A 17,421-nucleotide genomic window follows, 5' to 3' on the forward strand; every position below is an offset into this window, starting at 1 on the left:
TATTGTTTAAGTCTATGATAAATGTTGTATCGATTATGTATAGAAAGCACCAATATGTAAAGATTGTTACAAAACAAGGCACGATCGAGTCGCGCCTTGTTTTATAAGGTTTTAGTTATTTACATTGTTACTAATATATATGCAGCAAATTAGTTATTTTCTACAAGAAAATCAATTGCTTTTCTAACTTTTAAATCTTCTTTAATTCCTTCAGTTGAACCAAGAGCTGCTTTTACATTTTCAGCTGACATGTTGTACATTTCAGCCATTTTCGCAATTTCTGCATCAGCTTCTTCATCAGAAACAGTAATTTCTTCCGCTTTTGCAATCGCTTCTAATGTTAAATTGAATTTCACACGCTTCTTCGCATCTTCTTTCATTTGTTCACGTAAAGCATCTTCATCCTGACCAGAGAATTGGAAGTATAACTCTAAGTTCATACCTTGCATTTGAAGGCGTTGTTCGAACTCTTTCATCATGCGGTCAACTTCTTGGTCAACCATCACTTCTGGAATTTCTACTTCAGCGTTCTCAGCAGCTTTTTCTACTAAATCATCGCGAAGCTTGTTTTCTGCATGCTGGCTCTTTTGCTCTTCTAATCGTTCTCTTGTTTTCGCTTTAAGCTCATCAAGAGTTTCTACCTCTTCATTTACATCTTTTGCGAATTCATCGTCTAATGCTGGAAGTTCTTTCGCTTTGATTTCATGAAGCTTCACTTTGAACGTAGCCGGTTTACCAGCTAAGTTTTCTGCATGATACTCTTCTGGGAAAGTAACTTCGATATCTTTTTCAGCACCTGCTTCAAGACCCATTAATTGCTCTTCAAATCCAGGAATAAATGTTCCTGAACCAATTTCTAAAGAATAGTTCTCTGCTTTTCCGCCTTCGAACGCTTCACCGTCAACGAAACCTTCAAAGTCGATGACAACGGTATTGCCTTCTTCAACTTTTCCATCTTCTTTTACAACAAGCTCAGCATGACGTTCTTGTAATTGCTTTAATTCATTTTCAACATCCTCGTCTGTAACGGTTGCATCTTCTTTCTCAACACCTAAACCTTTGTACTCACCTAATTTCACTTCAGGTTTAACTGTTACCTTTGCAGTAAACACTAATGTTTGACCTTTTTCAATTTGCTCAACGTCAATTTCCGGACGATCGACTGGCTCAATGCCCGCTTCTTCAACAGCATTTGGATAAGCAACTGGTAAAATAATATCTAAAGCATCTTGATATAATGCTTCAACGCCGAAACGCTTTTCAAATAGGCTACGAGGTACCTTTCCTTTACGGAATCCAGGAATTGATACTTGCTTAACTACTTTTTTGAACGCCTGATCTAATGCGTTGTCAAATTGTTGTGCATCAACTTCTACTGTTAACACACCTTCATTGTTTTCTAACTTTTCCCATTTAACTGCCATGTGTTTCCCTCCAACAATCTATAAATATTGTTTCATATACCGTTAAGAAATTATGCTTGTTCAGTTTTAACAAGTCATCCCAATATATACCCGTATGTAACAAGCTTTAGATGCAAAATGCTCATTCAAAAAACATTCTTTTGCAACCATTTTATTATAACATACAATCTCTTGCTTTCAATAGATACACTATATTTGCAAGTTTGAAATTTCTTCTATGTACTTAATTTGTTGGCAAACATCACTTAATTCGTGTTCTGTTACTCGATATGTTTCAACTATTTCTTTTCGATCTATTTCAATTCCATACATTTCATATCCAATTTGATGTAAGGCAGCAGCCCATACGTTTTCACGCTCGGGAATAGGATGAAACGGATATATAACATATAGATGGCGAATCCATAGCTCCTTTAATGCTTCATACAATGTTGGATTTTCATTTGACAAATAGTCCTCTAGCTTATTTAACACTCGTTGGACAAAATCTTCTTCAGAAATATCCTTTAGCTCAATTGGTATAATCGTCATATTCTTTCCAAACTTATGTATATCGATTTTACGAAATACTTCCTGATCTTTCAATACTTGCAGGATCATTGTTTTTACAACCGGATGAACATTCGGATGTTCCAATAAAATATGTATCGAATGCATATGATTCATGCAGTTTGTTTGTTGTAAAGTATGAACATACTTTACTTGTTCTTCTACGGTTGTAAGAAGATCATGAAGGTTCAACTCATCTTCTGAGATTTTCTCACCCTCATTTTGATTCATTTTTCGAGCGAAATCTAATAACTTGTAAAATTGCTCCGCATAATTAGCCGGAACTTTATTTTCCTCTAATACGACTTCTATTGTCGCTTGAACCTCATCATACTTTCCCATTTGAATCAATATCGTTAAATAAATTTGTAAAACAGTAAAATAGTTGCCACGATCTTCATGCAGCATTTGCTTACAAATGTCTTTTGCCTCTTTAAGCTCGCCCAGTTCTAATAAACTGATCGCCTTCCCAAGTTGTACTTCGCTATTTTCTGCATCCCACTTCTCCGCTTCTTGGAAATGTGCTAGCGCTTGGCTAAAGTTCTTTTCTTTAATGGCTTCCATTCCTTTATCAATTAGCCGCTTCTTAACACCCGGAAAGGGTACAACTTTCCTTTCATCTTTTTTCATGGTGGAATACCCTCTTTATCGTATGTTTCCTACAAGTTTACCAGTCTGTTTCGAATAAAACAAGAAGATCTAGTTTCACGAGAAATGATATATATTACTATTAAAAAGCGCAGGTTATGAACGCTGCGCTTTTCTCATCTTTTCATAGTTTGAAATTTTTTCTTCATATAATAAGGTAAAAGAAATTTCATCTCTTCCATTTAAGAGCATGTCTTTCCAATGTTGGTCAATATTAAAAGAAAACCGCAATCCATCTTCATCGCTTACTTGCTGTTTTTCAAGATTTACCGTACATTGATAAGGAGATTGAGATGCTTTTTTCAATAATATCGCCATCGTTTCTTCATCAACACGAATCGGTAAAAGACCGTTTTTTAAACAGTTTTGATAAAAAATGTCGGCAAATGATGGTGCCATAATGACTTTGAATCCGTAATCAGCTAGAGCCCACGGTGCATGTTCACGTGAAGAACCGCAACCAAAATTCGCTCCAGCGAGTAAAATGTTTGCCCCCTTATAGCGAGGGTTATTCAATTCGAATTCTTTATTTTCTTCGCCATTTTCTAAATAACGCCAGTCAAAAAAGGCATATTTTCCATAACCTGTCCGTTCAATCCTTTTTAAAAACTGTTTCGGGATAATTTGATCGGTATCAACATTTGTGCGATTTAATACGGCGACTTTGCTCGTTAACGTTTTAAATGGTTGCATATCCTTTCCCCTCCCCTTATAAGACTGTTTCAACTTGAATTTTTCGAATGTCGACAAAACGACCATAAACGGCTGCAGCTGCGGCCATCACAGGACTCACTAAATGCGTTCTCGCCCCTTTTCCTTGACGGCCTTCAAAATTACGATTTGAAGTTGATGCGCATCGTTTTCCCGCTGGTACAACATCATTATTCATACTTAAACACATACTACAACCTGATTCTCTCCACTCAAAGCCTGCTTCTAAAAAGATTTGATGAATCCCTTCCTCTTCTGCTCGTTTTTTTACACTTTGTGACCCTGGCACAACAATAGCCGTTACATCAGGATGTACTTTTTTATCTTTCACAATTTGAGCTGCTTGACGTAAATCAGATAATCTTGAATTTGTACAAGAACCGATAAACACGTAGTCAACCGAAATCTGTTCAATTTTTTCATTCTCGCAAACGCCCATATATTCATAGGCCCGTTTAAAAGATTGCAATTCTTTTTCATTTTTCGCATCGGCTAATGACGGAATAGACTTATTGACTGGAACGACCATACCTGGGTTCGTTCCCCATGTGACCATCGGAGCAATTTTTTCCCCTTCAATGACAATTGTTTGATCAAACGAAGCACCTTCATCTGTCGTTAACGACTTCCAATACTGAACCGCTTCATGAAAAGCTTCCCCTTTTGGTGCATATTTTCTATCCTTTATATAAGCAAATGTTGTTTCATCCGGAGCAATGAGGCCTGCTCGAGCACCAAATTCAATTGACATATTACAAATGGTCATTCGTTCATCCATCGTCATCTTTTTTATACAATCGCCTGTATATTCAATGACATAACCCGTCCCAAAATCTACCCCGTATTGTCCAATAATATAAAGGATGACATCTTTAGCCGTAACTCCCTCTTGTAAAGATCCTGTTACGTCAATTTTTAATGTTTTCGGGCGATGTTGCCAAAGCGTTTGTGTCGCAAGAACATGTTCTACTTCACTCGTTCCAATTCCAAATGCTAAAGCCCCAAATGCTCCATGAGTCGATGTATGACTATCACCACAAACAATCGTTTTTCCCGGCAATGTTAAGCCTAACTCAGGACCGATAACGTGGACAATCCCTTGATCCTCACTATCTAAACCAGCTAGTTCAATTCCAAATTCATGACAATTTCGTTCAAGTGCTGAAATTTGATTTTTCGCAACCTCATCTTCTATGATGTAGCGATTTTTTGTCGGAATGTTATGATCCATCGTAGCAAATGTTTGTTCTGGCTTACGAACTTTTCTTCCCTTTACCCTTAAGCCTTCAAAAGCTTGAGGTGAAGTTACTTCGTGAATTAAGTGCAAATCTATATAGATTAAATCTGGTTTTCCTTTTTCACTAACAACAACATGGTCATCCCAAATTTTCTCAATAATATTACGTGGTTTCATTTTAGCTCCCCCTACCATTACGGCGATTATTTGAAATGATTCAACCGGTAATCATACTAGATGAAATTGAGCTTTTCCTTCTTTTGAAAGAAAAGCTCAATTCGCATTTTATGCGTATGCTTCCATAATATTTAGAATCGCAAAGTCATCTGCTAATGCTTCTTTAATTTCTTCTACCATTTCAGTTGTATGAACAAATGCTCCTCCTAGCGTTGTTAAATCCATTGTTCGCTTCCCTGATTCGAGCACATGCTTCACAGCTTTTTCAATTGCACCAGCTTCTTCTTCAAGTCCGAAAGAATGTCTTAGCATCATAGCAGCAGATAAGATCATGGCAATTGGATTAGCTACTTGTTTTCCTGCAATATCTGGAGCAGATCCGTGTGCCGGTTCATACAGATGCAACCCACTTGTCGATAAGCTAGCAGAAGGTAACATTCCTAGTGACCCACTTAACATCGATGCTTCATCACTTAAAATGTCTCCAAACATATTTTCCGTAACGAGTACGTCAAATTGTTGTGGACGGTGAATAATTTGCATCGCAGCATTATCCACAAGCATATGTTCAAGTTCAACATCTGGGAATTTACGGGCAACATCATTTGCCACTTCTCTCCAAAGCTTGCTCGACTCTAACACGTTTGCTTTATCGACAGAAGTTACTTTCTTTCTTCGTTTTTGAGCTAATTGAAAAGCAGATTCGATAATACGTTCCATTTCTTTTCGTTTATAAAATAATGTATCAACAACCGTTTCTTCCCCATTTCGTTGTGTACGCTCACTTGGCTTACCAAAATATAAACCGCCGGTAAGCTCTCGAACGATGACAAAATCGACTCCCGCTAAATGCTCTCCTTTAAATGGAGACTTCGCTTGAAGGGATGAGTGAGCCTGAATCGGACGAAGGTTTGCGTATAAATCGAGCTCCTTACGAATTTTTAGCAATCCTTTCTCTGGACGTAAGTGAGTTGGATTTTGATCCCATTTTGGCCCCCCTACGGCACCAAGTAAAACCGCGTCGGACTTTTGACAAAGCTCAATTGTTTCATCTGGTAATGGCGTGCCGAATTGGTCAATCGCCACACCTCCGATTTTTCCATAGTGGAATTCAAAATCATGATGATAATATTTCCCAATGGCTTGTAACACTTCAATCGCACCTTGAACTACTTCCGGACCAATTCCATCACCAGGTAATACAGCAATTTTTTTCGTCATTTTTCCATCCCCCCAGATTGTCTTATACTGTTGGTTGAATATTCATGTTTGTCGTATATTTCATTAATACAGCACGATTCACAGCATTAATATAAGCTTTTGCGGATGCTTCTAACACATCTTGAGCAATTCCTCGCCCACCCATTTCCACGTTATCCACTTTTACTTTGACGTACACTTGAGCTAGTGCATCACGACCACCTGAATTTGATTGAATTCGATAGTCTAATAGTGTAATCGACTGCTTCATGCATCGTTCTAATGTATTATAAATGGCTTCTACACTACCATTTCCAGTCGCAGCTTCTTGGATAACCGTTTGATTCTGATCTTTTAATGTAACACCTGCAGTCGGTACCCCTTCTGTTCCATAGTTTACTTGTAAAGAAACTAATTCATATGTTCCTTCTTCTCCTTTTAGCTGCTCTTCTAAAACGAGGGCAACTAAATCATCTTCCGTCAATTCCTTTTTCTTTTCAGAAAGTTGTTTAAATGTATGGAACAATTTGTTTACGGCTTCATCTTCAAGTAAAAAGCCTAATTCTACTAATTTTACACGGAATGCATGGCGCCCTGAATGCTTACCAAGTACTAAATTATTTGTACTTACACCAACTAATTCAGGTGAAATAATTTCATACGTTGTTTTCTCTTTCAATACACCATCTTGGTGAATCCCTGATTCATGCGCAAATGCATTATTCCCAACAATCGCTTTATTTGGAGGTACGACCATACCGGTTAATTTACTAACTAAATCACTTGTTCGTTTAATTTCTTCTAAACGCATGTTTGTTTCAACACCATAATGGTCTTTACGGATATGGAGGGCAACTGCTACTTCTTCTAACGCTGCATTTCCAGCTCGCTCTCCAATTCCATTAATTGTCCCTTCAATTTGTCCTGCTCCATGTTCGATGGCACTTAATGAGTTGGCTACAGCCATTCCTAAGTCATCGTGACAATGGGCGGATAGGATGACATGATCTATGTTCTTGACATTGTTTTTTAAATATTCAAATATTTTTCCGTATTCGAGTGGGTTAATATACCCGACTGTATCCGGTATGTTAATAACATTTGCGCCAGCGTCAATCACTTGTTCAACAATTCTCGCTAAATACGGCAATTCTGTCCGGCAAGCGTCTTCAGCAGACCATTGGATAACAGGGAAGAACTTTGCTGCATATTTAACCGCTCGAACAGCATTGTCAATCACTTCATCTTCTGTCATCTTCAATTTATATTTTCGGTGAATCGGTGAAGTTGCGATAAAGACGTGTAAACGCGGCTCACTTCCATCTTTTAATGCTTCCCATGCTGCATCAATATCAGATTGAACAGATCTTGCTAACCCTGTGACGGAACAATCGCGAATAGTTTTGGCAATTTCCTGAACGGATTTGAAATCACCTTGGGAGGAGGCAGGGAATCCTGCCTCAACAATATCCATCCCAAGTCGTTCTAGTTGTCTAGCAATTTCAAGCTTTTCTTTACGGTTTAGATTGACTCCCGCTGATTGTTCTCCATCTCGTAAAGTAGTGTCAAAGAAATTAACCTTTTTCACCTGCTACCACCGCTTCCTTTTTATTCTGTTTAACAAACGGCATCATTTCACGCAGCACTTCTCCTACTTTCTCAATTTGATGCTCTTGTTCTCTTTTATTGATGCTCGTAAATTGTGGGCGATTCACTTTATTTTCTACAATCCACTCTTTTGCAAATTTACCAGTTTGAATGTCTTCTAGAACTGCTTTCATATTTTCTTTCACACGTGCATCGACGACTCTTGGACCTGATACGAAATCTCCCCATTGTGCGGTGTCAGAGATGGAGTAACGCATATTTGATAATCCACCCTCATACATGAGATCGACAATAAGCTTTAATTCATGTAAACATTCAAAATAGGCAACTTCCGGTTGATAGCCAGCTTCCACTAATGTTTCAAATCCAGCTTTTACAAGGGATGTTAAACCACCGCATAACACCGCTTGCTCTCCGAATAAGTCTGTCTCTGTTTCTTCTTTGAACGTTGTTTCTAATACTCCGGCACGTGCAGCTCCAATCGCTTTCGCGTACGCCAATGCTAACTCTTTCGCTTCTCCTGTTACGTTTTGTTCAACCGCGATTAACGCTGGAACTCCAGCACCTTCAGTGTACGTTCTGCGCACGAGATGCCCCGGTCCTTTCGGTGCTACTAAAAACACATCTACATCAGCTGGTGGTACAATTTGATTAAAATGAACATTAAATCCATGTGCAAACACTAGAGCGTTACCAGGTTTTAAACCTTGTTTAATTTCATTTTCATACGTTTCTTTTTGTCTTTCATCTGGCAGTAATACCATGACAACATCGGCAAGTTCAACAGCCTCTTTTACAGTTGTTACTTGTAGACCATCCTTTTTTGCTTTATCAAACGATTTTCCAGGTCGAACACCAACAACGACATCTACACCACTTTCTTTTAAGTTCAGGGCATGGGCATGACCTTGAGAACCATATCCTAAAACTGCTACCTTTTTCCCATTTAATACTTGATCATTTACATCTCCGTTATAGTAAACTTTTGTCATTTTTCCTCTCCCTTTCTTTTTCCATTTTTATTGTGTGATTTATACTATGGAGAAATTTTTCTCCGCAGTTTGCTGTTTTTGCGTCCCTCTTGGGAATGCTGTTACACCTGTTCTGGCGATTTCCTTTATGCCATATGGCTTTAATAAATCAATTAAAGCATCAATTTTATTCGACTCACCAGTTACTTGAACAACTAGACTTTCGCGACTAACATCAATGATCGATGCTCTAAATGGCTCAATGAGGCCGGACATCTCCATTCTTGTTGATGGATTCGCTCCGACTTTAATTAAAGCTAACTCTCTTGCCACAATGGATTGATTGGTAATATCCATTACCTTCAACACTTCAATTTGCTTGTTAAGCTGTTTCGTAATTTGTTCAACTTCCTTTTCCTCTTTTACATTGACAACAAAAGTCATCCTTGACACATTTTCAACTTCTGAATAACCGACAGAAATGCTTTCGATGTTGTAATTTCTTTTTGTAAATAAACCGGTGATTCGGTTTAAAACACCTGAACGGTTCATCACAGTTATCGTAATAATCCGCCTCATTTTTTTACCCCCACCATTTCATGAATTCCTTTACCAGGTGCTACCATTGGATAGACGTTTTCCTCTGAAGCTACGATCACTTCAATAAGCTCAGGTTCTCTCGACTCAAACGACTGCTTTAACACGTTCTCCCAATCATCCGAATGATTAATTTGAACGCCTTTAATGCCAAAAGCTTCTGCCAATTTAATAAAATCTGGCTGTGTGTCAAAAACAGAGTGAGAGTAACGTTTATCGTAGAAAATCTCCTGCCATTGACGAACCATTCCAAGTGAACGATTATTTAAAACAATTACTTTAATCGGTAAATTTAATTCTTTAATGACAGCTAGCTCTTGGAAGGTCATTTGGAAGCCTCCATCCCCTAATAAAGCGACAACCGTTGCTTTCTGGTCGGCTAATTGAGCGCCAATAGCAGATGGTAACCCAAAGCCCATCGTTCCTAATCCACCAGATGTCACCCATCGATTTGGCGAATGGAATTTATAATATTGTGCTGCCCACATTTGATGCTGGCCAACATCTGTCGTAACAACCGCTGTTCCATTTGTATATTCGTAAATTTTTTCTATTACTGCTTGAGGTTTAATAACTCCTTCACATTGTTCATACCAAAGCGGAAATTCTGATTGATAGCGGTTTAAATGCTTGAGCCATTCGCTATTATCACTTCTCTTCCCATCTTGCTCGATAAGAAGCTTTAACACCAATTTTGCATCCCCAACTACAGGTATTTGTGTTTCAACATTTTTTCCGATTTCTGCAGGATCAATATCAACATGGGCAACCGTTGCCTTCGGGGCAAAATGAGCTAAATTTCCAGTAACACGATCATCAAACCGTGCACCGATACTAATTAATAAATCACATTCGTATAAAGCCATGTTTGCTGTATATGTTCCGTGCATTCCGGCCATTCCGAGAAATAGAGGATGATCTGCTGGAACACTGCCTAAACCAAGTAATGTATTGGCAACTGGTATTTGTTGTTGATCGATATAGGATTTTAGTTCTGAAGACGCTTTTGCATGTAATACTCCAGCACCTGCTAAAATGACCGGTTTTTTAGCTCTGCTTACCGCTTCTACTAATCGACGTATTTGTAAATAATTTGGTTCTGTCGTTGGCTGATACCCCGGAAGCGAAATGGACTGGTCATATTCAAACATCCCTTCCGTAACGGAAACATCTTTAGGAATGTCAATTAGTACAGGTCCAGGTCTTCCTGTTGATGCTATGTGAAAAGCCTCTTTCATAATTCGAGGTAAGTCATTCACATCGCGAACTTGGTAATTGTGTTTTGTTACTGGCATTGTAATGCCGATCACATCCGCTTCTTGGAAAGCGTCTGAGCCAATCACTGTTGAAGCAACTTGGCCGGTAATAACAACAAGTGGTAGTGAATCAATCATGGCATCCGTAAGGCCTGTGATAAGATTAGTTGCACCAGGTCCTGAAGTGGCAATGACCACCCCAGGCTTTCCAGATATTCTCGCATATCCTTCTGCTGCATGAATCCCACCTTGTTCATGCCTCGTTAAAACATGAAACACTCCTGAATTATACAGTTTGTCGTAAATTGGTAATACTGCTCCACCTGGATATCCAAAAATCACTTCTACCTTTTCACGTTTTAATGCCTCAATTAACATCTCTGCTCCCGACATTTTTGTGCGTGCGGTTGCCGATTTATTCACTGGCACTTTGGCGTTCATTTTTTTGCCTCCTTTATACAAATGCTAATTAATACCATTTTTAATGAAAGTAAAATAAAAAACCTTCCCACCCCTAATGCAACCTACTTTCTGTAAGCGCAAGGGGCGAAAAGGACTTCTCTCCGCGGTACCACCCTTATTCATGGTCTATGACCACCTCATGAACAGATCAATCTCCATTCGTTTTAATAACGAGTGCATTACCAGTACACCCGGTCAATTCTACTTGATTATTCTTTCAAATTGACACTCTGAGGTGAGTTCATCATTGGGTGGTAACACCGGTTTCCAGCTCCTCCGGCTCTCTGTAGATACCTAAGTCCAATGACTACTTATCCTCTTCAACGTTTTATACATTATTTTTTAAAATTCCTAATATTCAGTATAATGATTTTACTCTTTTTCATATAATCGAATTGTATGCTACATCCGATCGAAAATATTCCACTCCATTCATATACAATCATTGATTTTTTGAAAAGTTGGATAAATATTCTATGTGTTGATGTAAGATTGTTTGAGCTTATATTACGCCCATTTTTAAAAACAGTCAACACCATTTTATTAAATTATTTGATAATTTAGATTAATAAATAAACTTGTTACCGCTTACATCCTTATTACAATCAACTTTTTATAATCAAAAAAAATTTCCAAAAATTTTTCTATTGCAGAATCAGGAAATGGTCTTTAAAACGAAATCATAATTCTTTGAAAGCGAAATATTCATAAGAAGTGATCATAATGAACACAGCAAATGCACAAATAATATCAAAGATATTTTCTTCAAAAAAAGTATTTAAACATAAAAAAACCCTTATCCATTAAGATAAGGGTAATTGTATGTAAATAGAATGGCGTCCCAGGAGAGATTCGAACTCCCGACCGACGGCTTAGAAGGCCGTTGCTCTATCCAGCTGAGCTACTGGGACATATTTTTTGTGCAAATTTGCTGTAACATCTTAACGACAATTATTATTATATTAGTATCATAAAGATATGTCAACAACTTTTTTGTTTTTTTGAGGGAGAAAATCAATTCTCCCTCATAGATGGTTTAAGCATATTGAAAAGCCGTGGACATATTTGTTAACAAATCTCCATTTTCGTCATAAAAATCGACGTTTGCTTGGCCTTTGGCTATATTTAGTATAACATATGTTTTTTCTTTTCGCATCCTCGGTAATGAAATACTGCCTGGATTGATAAATAGTATACCGTCAATCATTTCAGCCCCAGCGATATGAGAATGGCCAAAACAGACAACATTTGCATTTACTTCTTCCGCTTTATATTTTAGTTTCATTAACGTCGATTTGACAGAATATAAATGACCATGTGTAACGAAAAACTTGATATCATTCATCTGTTCAATATGATCGTTCATAAAAGATGTTTCAAAATCACAATTCCCTCTTACGACAATCATGCGATCTAACGCTAAGTCATCCTTCATTAGTTCAGAATCTCCACAATGAATGATCGCATCAACTTCCGTTAAATGGCGTTCTTTTACACGATGTAACACATCTGTTTGACCGTGACTATCACTAATGATAAGCACTTTCATCGTTTATTCTCCCCACTGATTGATTATGTTTTCTAATTTCTTTAATGCATTTGCACGATGGCTAATCGTGTTTTTTTCAGTCTTATGTAATTGTGCCATTGATTTACTTTTTGAAGGCACATAAAAAATCGGATCATATCCAAATCCATTTTCTCCAATCGGCTCTTCCGTAATGAATCCTTCACATGTACCTTCTACCGTAATCGTTTCTTTTTCCGGATGTGCTACAGCTAAAACACAATGGAACCGAGCTGTACGTTCATCATTTGGAACACCTTTTAATTTTTGAAGAACCTTTTCAATGTTTTGTTGATCATTTTTTTCAGCACCGGCATAACGTGCTGAGTAGACACCTGGCTCCCCATTTAATGCATCGATCGCTAATCCGGAATCATCTGCAATAACTGGTTTTCCTATCATTTTGGAAATTGTCTCTGCCTTGAGCACGGCATTTTCGACAAATGTCGTTCCTGTTTCCTCCACATCTATATTCTGATCGAAATCGAGAAGTGAAAGAACTTGAAAACCTTTTGGCTCTAGCATCTCTTTAAATTCTCGAACTTTCCCCGCATTTTTTGTTGCAATCACAATTTGTTTCATCATTTACTCCTTATTCTCTCCGATCTTTGCTGCTAGTGGTCCTAACACTTCTTTTTGCTTCTCGATAAGTTCTAAAATCCCGTATTCTGCTAGTTCCAGCAACTGAAACAATTGATTTTTCGAAAAAGTGGATTCTTCACCAGTTCCTTGCAATTCTACAAACTCACCGCTAGCTGTCATGACAACATTCATATCTACTGCGGCTTTTGAGTCTTCTACATAATCTAAATCCAAAATTTCTCCTAGCTCTGGGTCAATCCCAACGGACGTTGCTGCAAGGAAGTTTGAAATTGGCATTTTCTTTAAACTACCCTTTTCAACTAAACGACCGATTGCTAACGTCATTGCAATGAATGAGCCGGTGATAGCAGCTGTCCGCGTTCCTCCATCCGCTTGAATAACATCGCAATCAATCCAAATTGTTTTTTCTCCAAGCTTTTCTAAATCAACAACCGCTCTTAATGCACGACCAATGAGCCGTTGTATTTCCATCGTACGACCGGAAATTTTTCCTTTTGACGATTCACGAATCGTCCTTTGTTCGGTGGCACGAGGTAACATGGAATATTCAGCTGTAATCCATCCTTTTCCTTCTCCACGCATAAAAGGAGGGACACGATCCTCAACACTTGCATTACAAATCACTTTTGTATCTCCTACTGAAATTAAAACAGAGCCCTCTGGATGTTTTATAAAATCTGTGACGATTTCAACACGTCTTAGCTCATCTCGATTTCTTCCATCATGTCGCATAAAATACCCTCCAAACTAACTTCACTATGTATAAGAATTAAGGCAGTCATTACCGGTAAGCCGAATATGGGAGCTAAACAAGAAATAAGAGGAAGCTGTAGAAGCTATCCTCCTTTTGCTCACTTTAATTAGTATATCAAAAATTTCACCATTAAAAACTACCAGTGTTTACTTTCTCTGGTCTCGTTACGGGTTTTGTTAGTTGATTTCCTTCTTCATCCACTAAATCCTGTTTCCCATTTACTTGGATCACAACGCTATCAACACCTGGTTGTTCCGTAACTGTTAACACTAATGCATCTAAAATGTTTTTGGAGATCATCTTTTTCTTCTCGTCAAAACTACTGTAAATAGCCTCATTAAAATTTAATGTCACTTGACCATCTTCATACATTGGGCTTTCTAGCAATTTAACCCCTGGCTGAAACTCATTTAATAAGCCGCTTGATAATTCCGGACCATCAATTAAGGCTGCAACAGCAGCTTCAACAGAATCTTTATTTGTGTTAGGAACACGTTTCGTTACAGGAACATAATACACTTGCCCTTCACGTTCCGTTAAATAATAAACGGTTAACGGGTGTGAATTGGTTATATCAACAACAGAAGTTGTCATTATGTTAATCCCATCTTCACGGCTAACCCCATCGTCAATCGGTGTTCCATTTACCGGCATTTCCTTTAGTTCATGACCATTAATCCATAGTTTTACTTTATTGACATTATCAAATTGCGTTAATGTATATGTGACGGCTTGTAATATTTTTTGTTCATCTTTCGGCTGATATTCAGTAAATTCTTTTGAAAAGTCCACAACAGCAGTACCATCTTCTTTAATGTTTACACTTTGAACCGTTGTACCTCGAGGTATCACGGCTCTAAATCCGTTTGGCAAAATATTGGCTACTGGACCATCCTCCACTAAATATTCAACAACTTGCTTGGCTACACTTTTTGTTGTTGGTAAATCAAGTGTTTGCGGAACAACCATACCATTTTTGTCAATTAAAAATAGAGTACGTTGTACCGTTTCGGTTGCCTGTTCCTTTTGATCCTTTTCGTTATGTTTTCCCTCTTCTCCTTCGGCAGACTCTGCATTTTGATTGACATCCTCATTATTTTCCATATACGAAATTTCCTGAGGCGGGTCAATTTCATCGTTTGTTTTTCCTCCAAACAATCCGCACCCAGATATAATCACAGCAGTTGATAATAAGGCTACACCCACTAGCCTTATTCTATTTTTAGGCATTCGAATCCCTCCTAAGGCAGTTTGTACTACTATGTATACGAGCCTGCATAAAAATTAGACCGTTTTTCTTTATTTTCAGACTCGACGAAGGAACCCTTTCTTCCAAAAAGAAAGCAGCTTATTCATTTCGAACAAGCTGCTTTTTGTAATGTGATGCTTTCAACATCTCTCACATTATAACCGAACCAATTGGATGCGATCTTTTGAAAAATCTCTATTGAACCTGTCGTTAAAAATCGATGACTTTCATTTATTTCTTCACTATTTAACATATGGTTGAAAGATAAGATTGTACTAACTTCCCTTGCTGTTTCATCACCGGAAGAAATAATCGTCACATCTTTTCCTACATACTTTTGTATAATCGATTTTAACAGCGGGTAATGCGTACAACCAAGAATGAGCGTATCCATTCGTTTTCCTTTAAAAGGCAATAAGGATTCTTTTACAATATAATGAGCTTGTTTCCCTCCATAGTTCCCACTTTCCACTAAAGGAACAAAACGGGGACATGCTAAACTTTCAACAATTGTCTTACTATTAATCTTCTTCAATGCATGAACATATGCACCGCTAGAGATGGTTCCTTGTGTACCTATAACACCAATATGTCCATTCCTTGTCACATTTAATGCCGCTCTCGCACCTGGTTGTATAACACCGATAACAGGAATATTCAATTCGTTCTGTATTTCTTTTAACACAATGGCCGTTGCTGTGTTACAGGCAATCACTAACATTTTGATTTGATAATGTGATAATAAATAACTGGCCATTTCCCACGTGAATTGCCGAACCTCTTCTTTCGGTCTTGGTCCATATGGACATCTAGCTGTATCTCCTAAATAAATGATTTCTTCTTTTGGCAACTGTCGCATAATTTCTCTCGCAACAGTTAATCCACCAACACCAGAATCAATTACTCCAATCGGTCTATTCAAAAATATCGCCTCATTTATTCATCATTTCTTGCTGTAATTTTATTAACAAATTTTGTGATTGGTTCATTTCACTATTTGTAAACTCGGTTAAGATTTCATGCAAATAAAGTGAAACTTCATTCAGTTTTGGTTTTTTCTTTCCATCTCCCCAACAATCTTCTTTGCTTTTTTCACAAAATCTTGAGGGGTCTTACTGCCGTCAAGAATGGGATAAAAACGTCCAATTGATATTATTTCTGTTTTATTAAACACGTTACGATACATATTTTCCACGTTTTTATCATAAATTTCAAGTATTCTTCATCACGGTTCTTAAGAAACAGAACATGTTCGTTCTAACCTGTGATTGGTTGTCCAGTAAAACAGAATCAAATGATTTCGAAGGGATAAAAATAACCGGCAATAGTTACCGGTTACACATGATCCATTTGTCTACAGAGAGGGTAATAGAAGAGTTAAAATGTCATAGCATTAAAGAGAAATTGGTTAATCAATCGTTTAAATGAGGCCGACTCAAATAGATTCACGTCAGAACCTCACCAAACAACATATAAGACATAACAATTAGTAAATGAACCTATATATTGAATGACACTTAGGATCAGACATTTATGAGCCAAACCTCATTTTTATTTTGATTAGAGCTCAAGTTCTCCCATTCGGAGAAGTTCTACAACTGCTTGTGAACGCCCCTTTACACCCAGTTTCTGCATCGCGTTCGATATATGATTCCGGACCGTTTTTTCGCTAATAAAAAGTTCACTAGCAATCTCTTTTGTTGTTTTGTCTTGTACAAGTAATTCAAACACTTCTCTCTCTCTTTTTGTTAATAGTGGCTTGGATTGAAACTCTTTCTCCTTCAAGTATTGTAACCCTCCTTGCTAGGTGAGAGCTGATCTTTCGAGGATGGGGTATATATTTCGTCAACATATAGTATGTGAAAAGACAGGATACTGTGACATGAATGATATAATTTTTACCACTAGGAAATTTTATTTTTTTCCAAAATTTCCGAAATCTCTTTTGTCCAAGGTACGCTTTTCCCTGTAACTTTGCTCACTTGAACCATCGTGCCTCGTCCGACAAAACAAGGCTCATTTTTTTCATTACTCGCATAGTAATGAAGGTCGATAGAGGAACGACCTAAATGATGGATTTTGACATGGATGTGGAGCGTTTCACCAAAAAATACTTGGCGAAGAAAGTCACATTGCAAGTCAGCTACAACAGGAATACCTTGATTATTGCTGGACATCCATTCCTGCATAAGTCCAATGGATTTAAAAAATTCAATCCTCGCTTCTTCAAAGTATGTAAAAGGAACGGTATTGTTCATATGTCCAAACATATCCGTTTCTGAAAACCTCACTTTGATTTCACATTTAAAAGAAAAAGAGTTCACCCATTCGTTAAAATTCGGTTCAATATACGCGACTTGTTTCATCATTCCTATCCCCTTTATCGTCTTTGCTTTGCACTTGTTTCA

At 37.7% G+C, this 17,421-nt stretch carries 16 protein-coding genes, 1 tRNA gene and 1 other annotated feature; all 17 genes read right to left on the reverse strand.

The genetic code is table 11. From position 1 onward, the window contains the following. Positions 1–149 precede the first annotated feature (149 nt). Positions 150–1,424 (reverse strand): trigger factor, encoded by a 1,275-nt coding sequence (gene tig / locus MLD65_RS07100; RefSeq protein ID WP_243291176.1) that lies wholly within the window; start codon positions 1,422–1,424, stop codon positions 150–152. A gap of 189 nt (positions 1,425–1,613) precedes the next feature. Beyond that, positions 1,614–2,603 (reverse strand): tetratricopeptide repeat protein, encoded by a 990-nt coding sequence (locus MLD65_RS07105; protein ID WP_243291177.1) that lies wholly within the window; start codon positions 2,601–2,603, stop codon positions 1,614–1,616. 114 nt (positions 2,604–2,717) lie between these two features. Further along, positions 2,718–3,314, reverse strand: a complete 597-nt coding sequence (gene leuD / locus MLD65_RS07110) for a 3-isopropylmalate dehydratase small subunit (RefSeq protein WP_243291178.1) — start codon at positions 3,312–3,314, stop codon at positions 2,718–2,720. Between the two features lie 16 nt (positions 3,315–3,330). Next, positions 3,331–4,746 (reverse strand): 3-isopropylmalate dehydratase large subunit, encoded by a 1,416-nt coding sequence (leuC, locus tag MLD65_RS07115; protein WP_243291179.1) that lies wholly within the window; start codon positions 4,744–4,746, stop codon positions 3,331–3,333. A 108-nt stretch (positions 4,747–4,854) separates the two neighbouring features. Beyond that, positions 4,855–5,967, reverse strand: coding sequence for a 3-isopropylmalate dehydrogenase (leuB, locus tag MLD65_RS07120; RefSeq protein ID WP_243291180.1), 1,113 nt, complete (start codon positions 5,965–5,967; stop codon positions 4,855–4,857). A gap of 22 nt (positions 5,968–5,989) precedes the next feature. Further along, a complete protein-coding gene (locus MLD65_RS07125) occupies positions 5,990–7,534 on the reverse strand; it encodes a 2-isopropylmalate synthase (protein ID WP_243291181.1) in 1,545 nt (514 codons plus the stop codon). Continuing rightward, positions 7,521–8,546 carry a ketol-acid reductoisomerase gene (ilvC, locus tag MLD65_RS07130; protein WP_243291182.1) on the reverse strand — a complete coding sequence of 342 codons (1,026 nt, stop codon included), beginning with the start codon at positions 8,544–8,546 and terminating at the stop codon, positions 7,521–7,523. The genes MLD65_RS07125 and ilvC overlap by 14 nt, the downstream gene beginning before the upstream one ends. A gap of 39 nt (positions 8,547–8,585) precedes the next feature. Then, positions 8,586–9,104, reverse strand: a complete 519-nt coding sequence (gene ilvN, locus MLD65_RS07135; RefSeq protein WP_243291183.1) for an acetolactate synthase small subunit — start codon at positions 9,102–9,104, stop codon at positions 8,586–8,588. Further along, positions 9,101–10,819, reverse strand: a complete 1,719-nt coding sequence (ilvB, locus tag MLD65_RS07140) for an acetolactate synthase large subunit (RefSeq protein ID WP_243291184.1) — start codon at positions 10,817–10,819, stop codon at positions 9,101–9,103. The genes ilvN and ilvB overlap by 4 nt, the downstream gene beginning before the upstream one ends. A 98-nt stretch (positions 10,820–10,917) precedes the next feature. Further along, positions 10,918–11,173 (reverse strand) — a binding site (T-box leader). 501 nt (positions 11,174–11,674) lie between these two features. Continuing rightward, positions 11,675–11,751: transfer RNA gene (locus MLD65_RS07145), tRNA-Arg, on the reverse strand. Positions 11,752–11,876: 125 nt separating this feature from the next. Next, positions 11,877–12,389 carry a metallophosphoesterase gene (locus MLD65_RS07150; RefSeq protein ID WP_243291185.1) on the reverse strand — a complete coding sequence of 171 codons (513 nt, stop codon included), beginning with the start codon at positions 12,387–12,389 and terminating at the stop codon, positions 11,877–11,879. 3 nt (positions 12,390–12,392) lie between these two features. Beyond that, on the reverse strand, positions 12,393–12,989 hold the full coding sequence (locus MLD65_RS07155) for an XTP/dITP diphosphatase (protein ID WP_243291271.1): 597 nt from the start codon (positions 12,987–12,989) through the stop codon (positions 12,393–12,395). Between the two features lie 3 nt (positions 12,990–12,992). Then, entirely contained in the window at positions 12,993–13,742 is a 750-nt protein-coding gene (gene rph / locus MLD65_RS07160; RefSeq protein WP_243291186.1) for a ribonuclease PH, read from the reverse strand. A 151-nt stretch (positions 13,743–13,893) separates the two neighbouring features. Continuing rightward, positions 13,894–14,994, reverse strand: a complete 1,101-nt coding sequence (locus tag MLD65_RS07165) for a GerMN domain-containing protein (RefSeq protein WP_243291187.1) — start codon at positions 14,992–14,994, stop codon at positions 13,894–13,896. A gap of 122 nt (positions 14,995–15,116) precedes the next feature. Then, positions 15,117–15,935 carry a glutamate racemase gene (gene racE / locus MLD65_RS07170; protein ID WP_279325994.1) on the reverse strand — a complete coding sequence of 273 codons (819 nt, stop codon included), beginning with the start codon at positions 15,933–15,935 and terminating at the stop codon, positions 15,117–15,119. A gap of 638 nt (positions 15,936–16,573) precedes the next feature. Further along, a complete protein-coding gene (gerE, locus tag MLD65_RS07175; RefSeq protein ID WP_003184172.1) occupies positions 16,574–16,798 on the reverse strand; it encodes a spore germination transcription factor GerE in 225 nt (74 codons plus the stop codon). A gap of 119 nt (positions 16,799–16,917) precedes the next feature. After that, positions 16,918–17,379: an acyl-CoA thioesterase gene (locus tag MLD65_RS07180; protein WP_243291273.1), complete on the reverse strand. Its 462-nt coding sequence runs from the start codon at positions 17,377–17,379 to the stop codon at positions 16,918–16,920. Positions 17,380–17,421: the final 42 nt, after the last annotated feature.

Origin of the sequence: Bacillus sp. FJAT-47783, from assembly GCF_022808615.1 — a bacterium.
In the GTDB taxonomy this organism is placed as follows: domain Bacteria; phylum Bacillota; class Bacilli; order Bacillales; family Aeribacillaceae; genus Bacillus_BZ.

Coding starts and splice junctions, on each gene's coding strand:
- tig (WP_243291176.1), bottom strand. CDS start 1,424: ATGGCAGTTAAATGGGAAAAGTTAGAAAACAATGAAGGTGTGTTAACA.
- MLD65_RS07105 (WP_243291177.1), bottom strand. CDS start 2,603: ATGAAAAAAGATGAAAGGAAAGTTGTACCCTTTCCGGGTGTTAAGAAG.
- leuD (WP_243291178.1), bottom strand. CDS start 3,314: ATGCAACCATTTAAAACGTTAACGAGCAAAGTCGCCGTATTAAATCGC.
- leuC (WP_243291179.1), bottom strand. CDS start 4,746: ATGAAACCACGTAATATTATTGAGAAAATTTGGGATGACCATGTTGTT.
- leuB (WP_243291180.1), bottom strand. CDS start 5,967: ATGACGAAAAAAATTGCTGTATTACCTGGTGATGGAATTGGTCCGGAA.
- ilvC (WP_243291182.1), bottom strand. CDS start 8,546: ATGACAAAAGTTTACTATAACGGAGATGTAAATGATCAAGTATTAAAT.
- ilvN (WP_243291183.1), bottom strand. CDS start 9,104: ATGAGGCGGATTATTACGATAACTGTGATGAACCGTTCAGGTGTTTTA.
- ilvB (WP_243291184.1), bottom strand. CDS start 10,819: ATGAACGCCAAAGTGCCAGTGAATAAATCGGCAACCGCACGCACAAAA.
- MLD65_RS07150 (WP_243291185.1), bottom strand. CDS start 12,389: ATGAAAGTGCTTATCATTAGTGATAGTCACGGTCAAACAGATGTGTTA.
- MLD65_RS07155 (WP_243291271.1), bottom strand. CDS start 12,989: ATGAAACAAATTGTGATTGCAACAAAAAATGCGGGGAAAGTTCGAGAA.
- rph (WP_243291186.1), bottom strand. CDS start 13,742: ATGCGACATGATGGAAGAAATCGAGATGAGCTAAGACGTGTTGAAATC.
- MLD65_RS07165 (WP_243291187.1), bottom strand. CDS start 14,994: ATGCCTAAAAATAGAATAAGGCTAGTGGGTGTAGCCTTATTATCAACT.
- MLD65_RS07180 (WP_243291273.1), bottom strand. CDS start 17,379: ATGAAACAAGTCGCGTATATTGAACCGAATTTTAACGAATGGGTGAAC.